This is a genomic window from Gallibacterium genomosp. 2 (assembly GCF_000771895.1).
Lineage (GTDB): Bacteria > Pseudomonadota > Gammaproteobacteria > Enterobacterales > Pasteurellaceae > Gallibacterium.
On record NZ_JPXY01000007.1, the window covers coordinates 62,088 to 77,781 of the forward strand.

At 45.4% G+C, this 15,694-nt stretch carries 16 protein-coding genes; 1 reads left to right on the top strand and 15 read right to left on the bottom strand.

The genetic code is table 11. The features are described from left to right. Positions 1–4 precede the first annotated feature (4 nt). A complete protein-coding gene (locus tag P375_RS01375) occupies positions 5–583 on the top strand; it encodes a Maf family protein (protein ID WP_039133478.1) in 579 nt (192 codons plus the stop codon). Between the two features lie 542 nt (positions 584–1,125). Here the strand turns inward: P375_RS01375 and P375_RS01380 are convergent. From P375_RS01380 to P375_RS01450, 15 genes are all read right to left on the bottom strand, one after another. Next, the gene (locus P375_RS01380) at positions 1,126–2,367 is read right to left on the bottom strand and encodes a beta-ketoacyl-ACP synthase (protein WP_039133482.1); all 1,242 of its coding nucleotides are present in this window, start codon (positions 2,365–2,367) and stop codon (positions 1,126–1,128) included. Between the two features lie 10 nt (positions 2,368–2,377). Next, the gene (gene fabG / locus P375_RS01385; RefSeq protein WP_039133484.1) at positions 2,378–3,106 is read right to left on the bottom strand and encodes a 3-oxoacyl-ACP reductase FabG; all 729 of its coding nucleotides are present in this window, start codon (positions 3,104–3,106) and stop codon (positions 2,378–2,380) included. Further along, positions 3,103–3,558: a dehydratase gene (locus P375_RS01390; protein WP_039133488.1), complete on the bottom strand. Its 456-nt coding sequence runs from the start codon at positions 3,556–3,558 to the stop codon at positions 3,103–3,105. The genes fabG and P375_RS01390 overlap by 4 nt, the downstream gene beginning before the upstream one ends. After that, positions 3,551–4,771: a beta-ketoacyl-ACP synthase gene (locus P375_RS01395; RefSeq protein ID WP_039133491.1), complete on the bottom strand. Its 1,221-nt coding sequence runs from the start codon at positions 4,769–4,771 to the stop codon at positions 3,551–3,553. Before P375_RS01395 ends, P375_RS01390 begins: the two co-directional genes overlap by 8 nt. Positions 4,772–4,779: 8 nt before the next feature. Beyond that, complete coding sequence (locus tag P375_RS01400; RefSeq protein ID WP_039133495.1) at positions 4,780–5,292, bottom strand: DUF3261 domain-containing protein; 513 nt, start codon at positions 5,290–5,292, stop codon at positions 4,780–4,782. A 282-nt stretch (positions 5,293–5,574) separates the two neighbouring features. Beyond that, the gene (locus tag P375_RS01405) at positions 5,575–6,810 is read right to left on the bottom strand and encodes an NAD(P)/FAD-dependent oxidoreductase (protein ID WP_039133497.1); all 1,236 of its coding nucleotides are present in this window, start codon (positions 6,808–6,810) and stop codon (positions 5,575–5,577) included. A 10-nt stretch (positions 6,811–6,820) separates the two neighbouring features. Beyond that, positions 6,821–9,157 (bottom strand): MMPL family transporter, encoded by a 2,337-nt coding sequence (locus tag P375_RS01410; RefSeq protein ID WP_039133500.1) that lies wholly within the window; start codon positions 9,155–9,157, stop codon positions 6,821–6,823. A gap of 19 nt (positions 9,158–9,176) precedes the next feature. Further along, positions 9,177–9,764: a LolA family protein gene (locus tag P375_RS01415; RefSeq protein WP_039133503.1), complete on the bottom strand. Its 588-nt coding sequence runs from the start codon at positions 9,762–9,764 to the stop codon at positions 9,177–9,179. Between the two features lie 8 nt (positions 9,765–9,772). Further along, entirely contained in the window at positions 9,773–10,222 is a 450-nt protein-coding gene (locus P375_RS01420; protein ID WP_209434796.1) for an acyl-CoA thioesterase, read from the bottom strand. A gap of 2 nt (positions 10,223–10,224) precedes the next feature. After that, positions 10,225–11,157 (bottom strand): glycosyl transferase family 2, encoded by a 933-nt coding sequence (locus P375_RS01425; protein WP_039133509.1) that lies wholly within the window; start codon positions 11,155–11,157, stop codon positions 10,225–10,227. Continuing rightward, a complete protein-coding gene (locus tag P375_RS01430; RefSeq protein ID WP_039133513.1) occupies positions 11,154–11,879 on the bottom strand; it encodes a glycosyltransferase family 2 protein in 726 nt (241 codons plus the stop codon). The genes P375_RS01425 and P375_RS01430 overlap by 4 nt, the downstream gene beginning before the upstream one ends. Next, positions 11,872–13,197, bottom strand: coding sequence for an AMP-binding protein (locus tag P375_RS01435; protein WP_052121770.1), 1,326 nt, complete (start codon positions 13,195–13,197; stop codon positions 11,872–11,874). The genes P375_RS01430 and P375_RS01435 overlap by 8 nt, the downstream gene beginning before the upstream one ends. After that, positions 13,187–13,753 (bottom strand): membrane protein, encoded by a 567-nt coding sequence (locus tag P375_RS01440; RefSeq protein WP_039133516.1) that lies wholly within the window; start codon positions 13,751–13,753, stop codon positions 13,187–13,189. The genes P375_RS01435 and P375_RS01440 overlap by 11 nt, the downstream gene beginning before the upstream one ends. A gap of 4 nt (positions 13,754–13,757) precedes the next feature. Then, entirely contained in the window at positions 13,758–15,419 is a 1,662-nt protein-coding gene (locus tag P375_RS01445) for an AMP-binding protein (protein WP_039133519.1), read from the bottom strand. Then, positions 15,412–15,690: an acyl carrier protein gene (locus tag P375_RS01450; protein WP_039133640.1), complete on the bottom strand. Its 279-nt coding sequence runs from the start codon at positions 15,688–15,690 to the stop codon at positions 15,412–15,414. Before P375_RS01450 ends, P375_RS01445 begins: the two co-directional genes overlap by 8 nt. Positions 15,691–15,694 lie beyond the last annotated feature (4 nt).

Genomic DNA, 15,694 nt, shown 5'->3' on the forward strand with positions numbered 1-15,694 from the left:
TATTATGAAAAAAATTTATCTAGGATCTAACAGTCCACGCCGTTTTCAACTATTACAACAACTGGGTTTATCTGTCGAGGTATTAAAAGGTGAAATTGACGAAACGGTTGGTGAAAATGAAACAGCAAGTGATTATGTTTTACGAATGGCAATCAGTAAAAATCAGCAAATTCGCTATCTTTTCCCTAACAAAAGAAAATATCCACTTCTCACTGCCGATACCTGTATTGCATTTAATAATCAAATTTTAGGCAAACCCCATACAGAAGAAGAGGCTTTTGCAATGCTTTCAATGTTGTCTGGCAATACTCATCAGGTATTAACGGCTATTTGCGTATCAACACCAATCAAGCAACATCATTGTCTGCAATCTAGCGAAGTCAGTTTTAAATCGCTTTCGACAGAAGAAATTCACTCTTATATTGCCAGTGGAGAGCCTTTTGATAAGGCAGGAGCATATGCAATACAAGGATTGGCAGCAAGTTTTATTAGGCATTTAAGCGGTAGCTATTCGGGAGTGATGGGCTTACCGTTGTTTGAAACGAGCGAATTATTAAAGAAATTTTCAATATCTATCCTTTAACACTAGCAAATTGTTTTTCAACTTAAACTTAGTTTCCAGACACAATGAGGATTAAACAATGAACACTTTTTATAAAAATCTTATCCTAATAAACGCAAAAAGATAATGGTTTTACACGCTTTACAGCACACAATAACACAAATAGATTACAGGAATATCTCTAAACAGAAAGTCGTTAATTTCTATTTTTCACATCAGAAATTTTCCTTTAACCTTTTATGCATTTGCCTTTGCTAGACGGATATTAAAATCATTGAATTCAGGCAAAACAAAGAAATGATATTAACTAAGCCAGCTTACATTTCAGTATTGCTAATCCTGTAATCATTAACCAATGGTTAAAAATTTTCCCATAATTGAAAGATTACAATCACCCCTAAAAGGATATCTGCAATGGAAAAGTCACGCTATGCTCAAATACTACCACTACCTAAAACTGAAAAAGAATGCTTACCTAAAAAGTGTCAACAATTGTATACAGAATTCAGTCCTTAAAATAATAATCTAACTTTTCGATGTCAGATCAAAATAACCGCACTTTTTTATTTTTCATCTCGCCAACGTTTAAAAATAAGCGATGTATTCACTCCACCAAAGGCGAAGTTATTATTCATAACATAATCTGTGTGAATTTCTCTTGCGGCGTGGCGAATATAATCTAACTCGCCACAACGTGGATCGATATTGTCTAGGTTGAGCGTTGGGGCAAACCAGTTATCTCGCATCATTTCAATGGAGAACCAAGATTCTAATGCACCACACGCACCGAGTGTGTGTCCAAGATAGCTTTTTTGAGAACTAAGAGGTACGCTGCCAAATAAAGCAGCGGTGGCAAGGGTTTCTGCAATATCGCCTTGCTCTGTGGCGGTGCCGTGTCCATTCACATAGCCAATTTGCTCAGGGCGTAAGCTCGCATCTTGCAAGGCTAATTCCATACAACGTTGCATTGTTTCTTTTTGTGGGCGGGTGATATGGCTGCCATCGCTGTTTGCCCCATAGCCCACCACTTCCGCTAAAATGGTGGCATTGCGGGCTTTGGCGTGTTCGAGTTCTTCTAACACTAGAATGCAAGCCCCTTCTCCAATTACTAACCCATCGCGATCTTGATCGTAAGGGCGTGGTGTGTGTTGCGGTTGATCGTTACGGCAGCTTGCAGCATAAAGGGAGTCAAACACATAAACTTGCGAAGGGCAAAATTCTTCGCCGCCACCAGCTAACATCATTGGGATCATTCCATATTTAATCGCTTCATAGGCATAGCCAATGCCTTGGCTACCTGATGAGCAAGCGCTGGAGGTGGGAATAATACGTCCGCTTAAACCAAAGAAAATACCGATATTTGCCGCGGTGGTATGGGGCATCATTCGCACATAAGTATTGGCACTGCTGGTATTCGGGTAGCCTGCCATCATTAAGCCGAGATCTTGAATATCTTTGGTGCTGCCTGATGATGAACCGCTGGCAACGCCCATATTGCCATTGAGTACACAAGGATCCAGTTCGCCATTTTGTAATAAACCGGCATTTGTTAGCGCCATTTCAGCAGCATCAACACAAAGCTGAGCCACCTTCCCCATACTGCGTAACTGCTTACGATTCCAATGGCTTGGCGGTGTATAATTATTGATCGGTGCGCCAAGACGAGATTCAATTTCTCCGTCTAACTTGCCCCAATCCATTGCTTTCACTGCATTTTTTTGTTTTGCGAAGGCTTGCTTAATACTTGCCCAATCACGCCCAAATGCGGTAATTCCGCCGATACCTGTTACCACAACTCGTTTCATTATTTGTTCCTTAGCATAATCCGCCATTTACGGCGATCACTTGGCGAGTAATATAGCCTGCTTTTTCATTCATTAAGAAATCAACGGCGTGTGCCACTTCTTCAGGTTCACCCATTCTTGCTGCTGGAATGGCTTTGAGAATGTCTTCTACGGGAACATTTTCGTCTAAAATGTCCGTATTAATTAACCCCGGAGCAACACAGTTCACGGTGATTTTGCGTTTTGCTAGCTCGATAGCGAGGGCTTTGGCTGCCCCAATAATACCTGCTTTTGAGGCGCTGTAATTCACTTGTCCACGATTTCCAATTAAGCCAGACACGGATGTGATACACACAATTCGCCCTGCTTTTCGGCGGCGGATCATCGGCATCATAATGGGGTGAAGAACATTGTAAAAGCCATCTAAATTGGTGCGTAATACAATATCCCAATCATTATCCGTTAAAGCGGGAAACGCATTATCGCGGGTAAGCCCAGCGTTTAACACTACGCCATAATAAGCCCCGAACTGTTCCACATCAGCTAAGAGTTTTTGAGCGGTGTCATTACGATTACTTACGTCAAATTGCAAAAGACGCACTTGTCGTCCCATTGTGCGAATTTGTTCAGCAACCGCTTCGGCTTCTGCTACACGGCTACGGCAATGTAGCACAATGTCAAAGCCTGACTGTGCCAACTGTAAGGCAATGGCTTTGCCGATACCACGGCTTGAGCCTGTAATTAATACGCTATTTGTCATTCTTTTTTCTCTTTTGGTGGACGCAATACATTGAGCGTCCCTTCGATAATCAGTTGATCGGTGTTTTTATCTCGCAGTTGGCAATCAAATACGCCAAAGCCAGTGTCATCTTCCAAAGATCGCTGAACACGAATTTCTAACACACTGCCAGCGGGAATATCTTGTTGATAAATATGTAGTTTTCTTGTACCAAGCCAATAACCAATCCCAATAGGCTGCCCTGCTTTCACACATTTATAGCCAGCCCAAGCGGCGATCCCCTGTGCCATAATTTCCGCACCAACAAAACTCGCTAGCTTGCCCTTTTTGAGCAAAATATGATCAGCATCAACATAGGCTTGAGCGACTAAAAAATCTTCGCCTACTTCATCAATTTGTTGCAACAGCACCATCTCGCCACTGTGAGGCACAAGCGGGGCTATTTTCGTAATCGGGCAATTCAACTCAACCATTGCATTCTCCTAAAATCAGTACACAGTTATTTCCGCCAAACGCAAAAGAACTGCTTGCCCCGATTCGTTTTGCTGGTTGCCAATGGCTATGCTGATGCGTAATCTCCACTTTTGGCAAAGCGAGATCTGGCACGCTGTCCCATAGTTGAGGGGGCAATTTCCCCTCAGGGTTAAAATCAGAGTGAATCATTCCCCATAAAATCGCCGCTTCCACCGCCCCAGCCGCCGCAAGGGTATGCCCTGTATAAGGCTTGGTTGTGGTGCAAGGGGTTTGTTCACCAAATACATTATGCACCGCTAAAATTTCCATTTGATCGTTATGAATCGTTCCCGTGCCGTGCAAATTAATCCAGCCAATTTCACTGCTTGCGAGGTTGCTATTTGCCAATGCAGCACGGAAAGCGGCGATTGCCCCTTCGCCCTCTGGGTGTGGAGAAGACATATGATACGCATCGCTACTCGCTCCATAGCCCAACAATTCCACAGCTTTCCCTAGTGGCTGTTTCGATAACACAAACACCGCTGCCGCCTCACCAATATTGATCCCACTACGGTTTGCCGAAAGGGGATTGGTTTGGCTATCGGATAATACGGATAAGGATTGAAAGCCTTTAATGGTTAAAGGCGAGAGCGTATCTACACCGCCACAAATCACCGCATCACATAGATTATTTCTCAATAATCGTGCCGCACTCATTAAGGCTTTTGCCCCAGACGTGCAAGCGGTGGAAATGCCATAACATAGCCCGTTTAAACCGTATTGCCACGCAACAAAATCCGCCGGGGCGGAGAAATATTGTTGCTGTTGTTTAAACGGCACTTTCGACCAATCTTGATCGGAGGCGGCTTGCTTAAACACTTCAATATTTTCATCGCCTCCAGAGGTGGAAGTGCCGATCACAACGGCAATACGGTGTTTGCCGTATGTTTGAATGGCTTGTTCGATTTGCGGTTCAAGTTGAGCTAAACAGTGCCATAATAACTGATTATTGCGGCTTCGGTGGCACTCGGGGAGGTTATCATCAAACGGGCGAAGCGGTAGATTTACCGCACCATACATTCGGGCCTTGTCACTCAAGCCATTCTGCCGAAATGGCGTATCGCATTGGGTTAATGTTGATGGCACGCCTGCCAATAAAGCGTCAATATGAGTGGCAAGCCCCTCACCTAAACTGCTCACTACGGCAGGCTGTGATAAATATAATTTGCTCACGCTTTCCCCTAATTTAATTCTGTAACTTGCCAGCGGCTGTTATCCCTTAAGGCAATCTGCCAGCTTGGCGATTGCCCCGAGATTGTCCACACAGGCTTATCATTGATGAAATAAATTTGCTGTTTTTCTTGTTTTCCCATCACATTTTTCACCGCACTAAAATGAAAAAGTGGCGAATTCGGATATAACGCCGTTGCAATAGCCGAAAACAGCCATGTTGCTTGCGAGTTCGGCATTATAAAACCGTCATTTTGCCAGCCTTGTGGCGTTAAAATCACCCGTGCGAGTGGCGAGCCTAATGGATCAGTTTGCACCCAACGCCATTGGCTTGGCTGATATTGTAAAGCAAGCAAGCTCTGCTGTTGCAAGCGGGCTGTGCTATCTTGTTGCTCAATTTTGAATAATTGGCTGGCTTTGTTTGTGTTTGGCAACGCAGTGGGTTGCGGTAAACTTTGGCAAGCCATTATGCCGAATATTAAAAGCGTAATAAAATAACGCTGCCAGCGGTTTTTCGTTTTCATTGTCAAATCAAAGTGCGGTCAGTTTTTTTAACGTTTTTTGAATGTTAGCACATTTTTGTCAGTAGTCCAGCAACGCAATGTGGTATGAGGACGAAAGACGCTTAGGCGTAGTTATGGCTAAACGTCTTTCACTTTCCTATGATTTTACTTCGCCTCGCTGTGCGACTTGTATAGTTTTCGGCTTAAAGCCTTGTATGACAGTGAAATCCATTTAGCAATAAAATGCAAAAACACCCTCAAAAAACGCTCTCCAAAACACACCGCACTTTTCTCTCGCTCGCTTTAATCCTGCGTTGCCGCACCGCAAACTTCTGCCAACACCGCAAGGCGAGATTGGGATTTTGCCACATAAGGATTGTCTTGATCCCACGCATAACCAGCTAAAATAGAAGAAATCATACGGCGGATTTCTGGTTGTGGATCGCGAGCATAAACCACATCTTGGAACGAACCATCATACCAGCCATTCACATAGGTACGGAACGTATTCACACCAACCATTAATGGCTCAGCAAATTCCGCTTGCCAATCCACCGCTTCCCCTTGTAATTGACGTGCGATTAACGGTGCGGCAAGATGGGCGGAATGCAAGGCGATGGTTACGCCCGATGAGAAAACGGGATCTAAAAACTCCGCCGCATTACCTAGCAGAGCAAAATGCTTCCCGTGCAAGCTTTTCACGTTTGCCGAGTAGCCCTGAATATGGCGATAAGGGAAATCGTTATCCCATACTGCATTTTTTAATATCCGTTTTAACATAGGGCATTCCAAAGCGAATTGTTTCAGCACGCTTTCATCATCGCCCGCGAGGGTTTCTGGCAAGCCAACTACGCCAATTGAGCAACGATTATCTGCAAACGGAATTAACCATAACCACACATTACGATGCACTGGGTGAGTGGTAATAAGAATTTTGTTTCGATCAAACTCAGGATCATCAATATTGTCATCAATATGGGTGAAGCGAGCCACACGAGCAGGCAAGTGCGAAGGTAATTCTAAATCTAATAAACGTGGTAAAACCCGCCCGTAACCGCTGGCATCTAATAAAAATCTGGCATTGAGCTGGTAATTTTCTCCTTGTTCGGTACGCACTTGTAATTGTGCCAGCTCACCTTGGTTATCCACTGTCAGCACTTCGTGTCCAAACCGCACATCAACACCACGATCAATGACGTTATCGATCAAAATTTTGTCAAAGATGCCACGACGGACTTGAAAGGTTGTGCCAGCACCTGCGGTGAATTTGTCGGTAAAATCAAAATAAGTATAGCGATTGCCCCAAGTGAACGCCGCGCCATTTTTAAATTGGAAACTCGGTTCACGGTTTACCGCTTCCACTAAATTTGCCTCACGCAAAATTTCCATACAATAAGGTAGCAGGCTTTCGCCGATCACAAAACGCGGAAAATGTTGTTTTTCTAAAACGCAAACCGATAAGCCTCGCTGTTCTAACAAGGCAGCTGCCACTGAACCTGAGGGGCCTGCACCAATAATCGCAACATCAACAGTATTCATTTTTTTCTCCCTAAAAAAGTGATGATTTTATTTTTTGACGATGATACAACATAAATGCACTCACAATCGCCCACCCCACGCCAACACTCACGCTCAGCCCAAATAACGCCACGGCAGGCGTGTTGCTCAATGTGAGCAAACCAAAGGAAATCAAGGTGGTGCTGGCGGCAAGTAAAATGGCGAATTGTTTATGTGCATTTAATGCCGAAACACTTTGCAAATAGGCAACATAATCCACCGCAATGGCGGAAACTAATAGCAAGCCAAACATTGCAAATAAGCTGATTGGCAAGCCGAGCCAACCCAAACTGCCAATGGTGGCGAACACAGCAAAAAGCGGTACGAGCAACATTTTCGCACTGTTTTTTGTGCCAAAATAACGCCATAGCAACAAGGCAGCAAACAGAAAAGACAGCAATTTCAAGCCGATCGCCTGATTACGCGTTTGTTGGAACATTTGATTAAGGTGGCTACGCTTATCTTGCCAAAAAATATCTTGCTGATTGGCAAGCTGTGATAAGGCTTGATGATTGCCACCGTTGATCGGTACAATCGCTGCCACCTTGTCCGAAATTTGCCCGAAATACAGCGGTTGCCACGCTTGCCCTAATAGCGTATTTAATGCCGTCGCTAAAGCCAGCGGAGGCGTTGTGCTGAGCGTTTGGTATTGCTGTTCGATCACCACGGGGGGGATGCCCATTGCGGTGAGTGGGGCATAATCCTGCGGTGAGAGTGTTTGCAATTTGCGGGCAAGATCTTGTTGCTGTTGTTCGCTCATTATCCACTGGGTTAAAGATTGATAACTTTGCAACTGCTGTTGTTGCTGAGCCTGTTGTAAGGCGGGTTCAAGTGCGGTCAGTTTAGCGAAGAGTTTTTCATCGTTCTCCGCAACCACTAAAAAATATTGTCCGCTTAATTGTTGCCCCGTCAGCTCGCCAATGTGCTGTGCTTGGCTGAGTAATTGTGGCGACAATGCCACCCACTGGCGAATATCATCTTGCCATTTAGCTTGCCAAACGCCAGCAGATAGCCACAGCAAGAGCAAGCTCGCCATTGTTTTTTTGTAGCGAAAAAACTTGCGTAGAAATGACCGCACTTTATAAAAGCCATATAGCAAGGTGGTTGGGCGATGGCTGTGATAACGGCGAAAGAATGCAGGCAAAAAGAGCTGAGTGAAGCAAACCGCTGATAGCAATGCCACTGCCGAGAACAATGCCGTTTGTTGTAATACGGGCAACGGAGTGAAACCCAGTAAACCATAGCCAAGCAAGGTGATTAGCAGGCTGAGGCTAAAAGCAAGACGCAATTTTTTCATTGCCCCTTGTGCTTGCCAGTGGCGAGAAAGCAATGAGCCAGCAAGCCAATGTAGTGGAAAATCAATGAGTACGCCGATTAAGCTCGTGCCGATCACGAGGGTGAGGATATGGATCTGCCCGAAACCTAACAGCGTTGCCGCAAGCCCCGTTAGCACGCCAACACCAATGGGTAAAAACAGCCATAGCACAAGCCACGAGCGAAAAACGAGCAATAACAGCAACAAGGTTAGCCCTATCCCTAACACCGTCATTAATTGGCTTTCCTGTTCCGCCCCTTGTTTAGCATAAAGGGCGAATAAGGTTGAGCCCGTGATGTTAAATGTTCCGCCTTGTTCTGCGACCCATTGTTGATTTTGTTCCACCAGTTTTTGCAAGGCAAGGGGCGGCGTGAGCCAATTTTGCGGCTGCAATTCCCCTTGCAACAGCACCCAAGTTTTCCCCTGTGCATTGACGGCTAAAGTGCCGTTTTCGGGTTGCCACTGTACAAGGCTTTTCGGCTGCGCTTGAGCAAGGGTAAATCGCCCAAAGCCGAGCCAATCTTGATCGAGCGGTAAGAGATTTTGTCCGCTAAAGGGGTTGCTGAGCTGTTCTGCATATTTCTGAAAATAGGCGTGTGGTTGTTCGCTGAGCTGTTTCCGAATCCGTTCTGGCAAGGTGGCAAAGGCAAGGGTTTTGATCGTTTGACGCAAGGCTTCAAGATCGGGCTGAAACTCGCTTTCGACTTGGCGAAATAGCCTACTTTCCCGCCAAGTGTTGGCGACTTGTTGCGAAAGTGCCATCGCCTCACTGGCTTGCTCAGCCCCAACAAGGGCGATGATTTTACCATTGAGCCGTTGTTCCTGCTGTTGATCGACTTGTTGTTGAATTGCCTGCCATTGCTGATCCTGCGGCAGCAAGGCTTGTAAATCCGTTTGTAGCCACGATCCACGATAGCCAAAAAACGCCACCACGCCGACACAAAGCAACAAGCTCATTGCATAAAGAAAGCGAAGTGCGGTCAGAATTTGAGGTGTTTTTTGTTGTGGTTGCATTGGGCGACTCGCTATCTTGTCATTGTGCTAATGCCTGTTTAACGGCAGGCGGTAACGCTTGGTTAATTTGCAAATGCTGAAACTGAATTTGCGTGCGATCCCCTTGGATTTCGTTCAGTTGCATTGCAGTAACCACCTTGCCACCCTCGATCATTATGGAGGTGAAAATCTGCTTCATTAATAGGGAATTGGGCGTGAGTTGCAATGTCCATTGCTTCGCATTGCCACTTAATGCTAAATCAAAATGGCTTTTTAGCCCCGAAAGCTCCCCTGACAGCAAGCCCAAAAATAGGCGAATTTGTTGAGTTTGTGCCATATTGCCATTGGCAACCCATTGTGTTCCATTCCATTGTTCAATGCCCTTTGGTGTGATGCGTAATTGGGTTTCAAATGGGCGTTGCATTTGCCAGAGTAAACCTTGTTGTGCTACTAAAGCAAATTTTCCTTGTGTTTCAATGGGTTGAGGTAGGGCTTTTAAAAAACGTTGTTGGATAAAATCCCCTTGTACATTATGGCTTTGTTGAAGTTGCTTGATCAGATCTTGCTCGGAAAACGCCCATAGTGGCAAGCTGATGATCGACAGCAATAAAGCTAAATATTTTTTCATTTTCTGTTTCACTTTTGTTCGTTTAAAGGTTGGAAGCCCTTGTAAGATTCAAAGGCGTTACGCCAATTTTCTGTTGCTTCAAGCTGCATTTCCCCTGTTTTAGCACTCACCACCACTTGGGTTGTGCTGCCTACGGTGAGCTTCTGCCCTGTGGCAACATCGGTGATCACATAATCAATGCGTAAACACGTGTCATATTCCAGCACGGAAAGGGTAACACGAATTTTTTGACGGAAAAGGGCGGGGCGAACGTACTTGATATTCAGTTGCACAATGGGCCAGCCATAGCCATCAGCCCGAATGTGATCGTAGGTATAGCCGATATCTTCCAATAAGGCACAGCGTGCCATTTCAAAATATTTGACGTAATGCCCGTGCCACATAATATGCGCGGAATCCACGTCAAAAAACGGGATTTCATATTCTGATTGGTGTTGGCAATAGTAATGTTTTTTCATTTTCATTGGCTGTTATCATTCCAAAAATCGTAAAAATTAAACCATTGTAGTGGGTGGTCGTGACACTCTTGGGCGAGCAAATCCGCATAGCGTTGCATTGCTTCATCAATTTGTTGCTGACGAACTGCCCCTCGCCCAAAAATGGCAGGACAAAAACGACGAAGTTTCAAGCGGTAGCCCAGAGGGGTTTTAATGCAAAAAACGCTGTTTAGCGGTGCTTTTAACAAGGCGGCAAGCAACCACGCCCCTTGCGGAAAATCGGCGGGTGTACCGAGAAAATCTGCCTTTTGCGTTTTATCGCCACGCACTGGCACTCGGTCTGCGGCAATAGCAATCCATTCGCCACGCTCTAGGCGTTGTTGCAACTCGAGCATTTTTTGTGCGTCTAAATCCGTTACTTGAATCAGGGGCAGCGATTTTGCTCCCGCTTTTTCTAATGCCTCATTAAAGGCTTGGGCGTGGTGGCTATGCACTAACACGTTCATCACAAAATGAGGGTGATGTCCGTTATCTGCCAACGCACGGCAAATTTCAATGTTGCCAAAATGAGAGCAAAGTAAAATTTGCCCTCGCCCTTGATGATCGATGTCGTGATACAGATTATCCGCATCATCAACTTGTAAATCTTGGTAAGTAATCTTATTTTGCCACACCGCAAAGCGATCAGTAATGGCTTCACCAAAGGTTAAAAATTGGCGAAAAACCGCCCAGCGTGGCAACCTGATTTCAGGAAAAGTTTGACATAATCGGGTTTGATATGCCGCAATGTGCTGACGGGCTTTTTTTGATGTGGCAAAGAAATAGCTAACTACCACAAAGGTGGCAATGCGAATCGCCCATAACGGCAAATATGCCACGATCAATCTGGTGAGATTAAGAAAAAAAACCGTGCCACGCTCTTGTTGTGCTGCCCAATGTTTTTTCGGCTGGTTCATAGTGGCTTACCTCGCACCATTCGCCAGACCATTTGCCAAAAAAGTTTGGTGTGCATTTTGCTGATTTTCCAATTATCCGCAAAGGCTCGAAAATGCGATGTGCCGTTTTTATCATAACGCACTGGCGTATCCACCCATATCATCGGGATCTGATACCAATGTGCTTTGACGATAATTTCAATATCAAAATCCATACGATCGCCCACCTTTTCTTGCTTGAGTAATGCCAAAATGGGTTCAAGGGGATACAACCGAAAGCCGCACATTCCATCTAAAATATCCCGTGAATGGGTGTGAATGGCGTTCCAAAAATCGGTGATCTTTCTGCCATATAAACGAGATTTCGGGGCATCATCGCCATAGATTGGGCGACCACAAATAAGTGCGGTGGGATTTTCCGCACTTTTTTGTAAAAAGATCGCCACATCAGAAAGTTGATGTTGCCCGTCTGCATCAACTTGTACCGCATAGGCAAAACCCTGTTCCCACGCCAGCTTAAATCCCACTTTCATTGCCGCCCCTTTCCCGCCATTGTGCGGGCAAAAATGGACAGAAATGCCCTCTTGTTGAGCAAGTTGAGCCAACACCGCTTTATGCTCGGACGTTGAGCCGTCATCGATGATCAACACGGGCAAATTGAGCTGGCGTAGGGTTGCTGCCACTGTGCCTACGGTGGCGGAATGGTTATAGTGAGGGATTAATGCGACCACTTGTTTATTCATTGGTGAATGCCTCCCCTTGCGTGAGAAAAACTTGCTCAAAATCCGCTTTTGAGATTTTTGATTGGCTGTTGCGTGGAAGTTTGTCGCTGAACCGCCAGAAACGCGGTAAGCCAGCCGCTTCTTGGCTTTGGCTGAGGTGTTGGCGAAGTTGCTGAATCACGGCATTTCGCCCTTGTGTGCGATAAATAGTTAGCCCCTCTGCGTTTAATGCTACCCAAGCTGCAGGGCGTGCTTGGGTTGGATGCTGTGCCACAAAACAATCTGCTACCCACAAATGGGATTGCAAAGCGTGTTCAATATTAACGAGAGAAATGCGTTTATCTCCCAGTTTCACAATGCGATCCACTCGCCCGAGTAGTAAAAAACGCTCGCCGTGCATTTCTGCCGCATCAGCCATCACTTCAGGCAAATCCAACCAAGGGGATTTCACCCACAGCAAGCCAGCTTCGGTTAAGCCGACTTGGGTGGCAAGGGTAGGTTGCCATAGGGTTTCGTTTTCACGAAAGGCGATTGCCCCTGTTTCCGTGCTGCCGTAGCATTCGATCATTCGGCAATGTAATGCGGTGCGGATTTGCTGGGCGATAGCAGGGGATAAGGGCGAACCCGCAGAGATAATAGCTTGAATGCCACAATGTGGCAATTTTTTGTCTTTTAAATTCAAATGGCTCAACAAGGCGGGGCTACTCACCCAAAGGACATTTTCCGCTTGTCGGCTTTCGCTGATTAAATATTCGGGGTAATGGTATTGCAACCTTGCGATACGCCAGCCCAAATAGAGCGGTAAGAAAATGCGATAAGATAAACCGTAATGGTGTTGGGCGGAAACGCTGGACACCACATACCACGTATCATCAGCAGAAAAATGTAAGCTGTTTGCGATGGCTTCGGCTTCCTGCCACATTTTTTCAGCGGTTTTGACTAAAATTTTTGGCTCACCACTGCTACCAGAGGTTTTCAACCAAATTTCCGTTTGGCAATGGGGATCGATTAAGGGCTGAGTGAGGCGGTGTGCGTCAATGTGTTGCGTTAAGCCAAAATCAGCAAAGGCTTGATTATCCATTAACATTGCCTTTTCTTGCTCAAGCCATTGCTGATTTTCCGCTAATAAATTGGGTGGCAATAACACCCGCACTTTTGCCTGAAAGCACGCCAACAGCACACACGCCATTTGTGCCGCATCATCAAGCCATATGCCTAGGCTATGCACCTTTTGCTGTTGTAATTGCTGGCTGATTTGCCACGCTCGCAAGGTGAAATCTTGCTTTGACCAAGAAGGATTTAAGGTGATGTCCTTCATTGCTGAAAAATTAATCTTCATTGTGCCGTTTTTTTACTTGTTGTCGAATAATCCACTCAATACCCATCACCAAGCCGATGAACAGGTAGGAAATCAGCCCAGAATATAATGCCCAATAATCATAATATTGCCCTAGTATTAGTACACTCGTAATTACAATATTGATAATAAAAACACCACACCAGATTTGAGTAACTGCTCGGGTGTAACGCACACCGCTTTCGTTTAAATTCGGCTCTTGCAAACGGGCTAGACGCTCGACAAAGGTTTGCGATTGCCATAGGCTGCTTGCAAATAAGGTTAGCATTAATCCATTGATAATCACGGGATACCAAAACATTCCGACTAACGCCCTTGTTGCGGCGATCACCACTAAAATAATCGCCAAGCAAAAAGAAAAATAACGCTGTGGCGAGGGCTTTTGTAGTAGTCCTTTCACCGCCCATAATACCGCCATTATCCACGGTAGATAAAACAAAATGGGGCTATTCGCTCCTTGCATCCAAAAAACAATGGGAAAAGCCACCGCACTTATTGCAAGGAATAATGTGATAAGAACGGAAGTTGGGGCTTTCATTATCTTATTCCGTTAAAAGCGCCACACCGCTACAGCAGGTTTCTTCCGCCATTTTTAGCTGGAACGCTATTCGTTGTTTGTCGGGCTGCCAACTGAGGGTTAGCACAAATTCATCATTGGGGCGTAAAAAATGCTGGAACTTCAGGCGGTCAATGCTGTTTAACACAAGCGGTTTGCCTAACAAATCTTGCATTTTTTCGCTGATCCATTGTAACTCGATCACACCAGGGACAAGCGGAAATTCAGCGAAATGATCTTTAAGAAAACGCAATTCTAATGGCACTTTGCCCGTGATGGAATAGTGATTACCCTCACATTGTGCCTCGCCCCAAATAGGATCAAGCACGGTTTCCGTACACACTTGCTTAAATGCCAATTTATTGATTTTCGATTGACTATTGCGTGGCAATTTATCGGTAAACCGCCAAAAACGTGGAATGGCAGATTTGTCTTGATTTACTGCAACAGCTTGTTTCAGTTCGGCAATTAATGCACGGCGACCTTGTTCACGGAAAGCGGTAATGCCCGCTCCACTTAACCCTACCCAAGCAGCTAAGCGATTTTGCGTTGGGTGGCGGGCGATATAACAATCTTCTACAAATGGGTGCTGCAATAACTGGCGTTCAATACTCACTAGCGAGGTGCGTTTATCACCAATTTTCACAATGCGATCGCAACGTCCGAGCAAGCGAAAGCCTGAACCTTCAAACTCTACCACATCAGCGGTTTGCTCACGTCCTGAAATCCAATCCGCTTCAATCCATAACGCCTCTTGCTCGTTTTGTCCAAGCTGGCTGTTAGGCAGGCGTTGCCACAGGTGAATATCATCACGAATCGCAATCGGCCCCGTTTCGGTGCTACCGTAAATTTCCACAACGGGGGCTTGAATAGCGGTGCGAATTTGGTTTGATACGTCATCTGCCAATGCCCCGCCTGAAGACACCACACCACGCAGGCTTTTTGGCATTGTGATGGTTTGCCAATTAATGCTAGATAACATCGCAGGGCTGCTGACTAACAGGGCATTTTCGACTTGCTGTAATTCCGCTTTGATACATTCGGGATAGAACAGTTGCTTACGTCCAATCTGCCAACCACATACTAATGCCATCATAATATGCACGGTTAAACCATAGACGTGCTGAATGCTCACCGTGCTAATAGCTCGCCAGTTGTTATCCGCAGGAAAAGGTAGGCTCTCCGCCAACACGCTAGCACTTCGCCACATTTGTTGAGCGGTTTTGATGATGGTTTTTGCTTCGCCAGTACTGCCTGAGGTTTTGAGCCAAATTTCTGTTTGTGCATTGCGATCAAAGTGCGGTGCAAAATTTTCTTGTTTTTGTACTTGTTGATCGCTACCAAAATCTTTAAACGCAATACAAGGTGAAAGCTCAGCATCATTATCACACAGCCAAAACTGGGCGTGCTGTGCCGCCCAATCACGGCTTTCTGGGGTTAAATTAGGCGGAAACAGCACACGCACATTTGCTTGCCACGCGGCAAGGAGGGTACAGGCTAAGTTTGCACCGTCCTCTAACCAAACGGCGATAGAGGTTATTTTTTGTCGCTCAAATGCCTGAGCCATTTGTAAGGCTTTATCAGCAAAGTCGCAATAATGCCAATCGGGCTGCGTGGCGACAAGGCTGTGTGAGGTGTAGTTAGGCATTCGGCGTATTTTCCGCTGATTGTTCGGCTTCTTGACTCATTTTTAATACCGCTTGCACCACATCATTCACGGTACGCACATTGCGGAAATCTTCAGGTTTTACCTTGTAGCCCGTGTTGCGTTTGATGTAATCAATTAAATCAATGGCATCAATGCTGTCAATTTCTAAATCTTCATAGAGATTAGTTTCAGGGGTGATTTTTTGCGGATCAATCTCAAATAAAGACACTAACGCATCAGTGAGTAATGTTTGGATTTGTTGTTTTGTCATCATC

Coding starts and splice junctions, on each gene's coding strand:
- P375_RS01410 (WP_039133500.1), bottom strand. CDS start 9,157: ATGCAACCACAACAAAAAACACCTCAAATTCTGACCGCACTTCGCTTT.
- fabG (WP_039133484.1), bottom strand. CDS start 3,106: ATGACAAATAGCGTATTAATTACAGGCTCAAGCCGTGGTATCGGCAAA.
- P375_RS01390 (WP_039133488.1), bottom strand. CDS start 3,558: ATGGTTGAGTTGAATTGCCCGATTACGAAAATAGCCCCGCTTGTGCCT.
- P375_RS01445 (WP_039133519.1), bottom strand. CDS start 15,419: ATGCCTAACTACACCTCACACAGCCTTGTCGCCACGCAGCCCGATTGG.
- P375_RS01415 (WP_039133503.1), bottom strand. CDS start 9,764: ATGAAAAAATATTTAGCTTTATTGCTGTCGATCATCAGCTTGCCACTA.
- P375_RS01430 (WP_039133513.1), bottom strand. CDS start 11,879: ATGAATAAACAAGTGGTCGCATTAATCCCTCACTATAACCATTCCGCC.
- P375_RS01405 (WP_039133497.1), bottom strand. CDS start 6,810: ATGAATACTGTTGATGTTGCGATTATTGGTGCAGGCCCCTCAGGTTCA.
- P375_RS01420 (WP_209434796.1), bottom strand. CDS start 10,222: ATGAAAAAACATTACTATTGCCAACACCAATCAGAATATGAAATCCCG.
- P375_RS01380 (WP_039133482.1), bottom strand. CDS start 2,367: ATGAAACGAGTTGTGGTAACAGGTATCGGCGGAATTACCGCATTTGGG.
- P375_RS01440 (WP_039133516.1), bottom strand. CDS start 13,753: ATGAAAGCCCCAACTTCCGTTCTTATCACATTATTCCTTGCAATAAGT.
- P375_RS01450 (WP_039133640.1), bottom strand. CDS start 15,690: ATGACAAAACAACAAATCCAAACATTACTCACTGATGCGTTAGTGTCT.
- P375_RS01435 (WP_052121770.1), bottom strand. CDS start 13,197: ATGAAGATTAATTTTTCAGCAATGAAGGACATCACCTTAAATCCTTCT.
- P375_RS01375 (WP_039133478.1), top strand. CDS start 5: ATGAAAAAAATTTATCTAGGATCTAACAGTCCACGCCGTTTTCAACTA.
- P375_RS01425 (WP_039133509.1), bottom strand. CDS start 11,157: ATGAACCAGCCGAAAAAACATTGGGCAGCACAACAAGAGCGTGGCACG.
- P375_RS01400 (WP_039133495.1), bottom strand. CDS start 5,292: ATGAAAACGAAAAACCGCTGGCAGCGTTATTTTATTACGCTTTTAATA.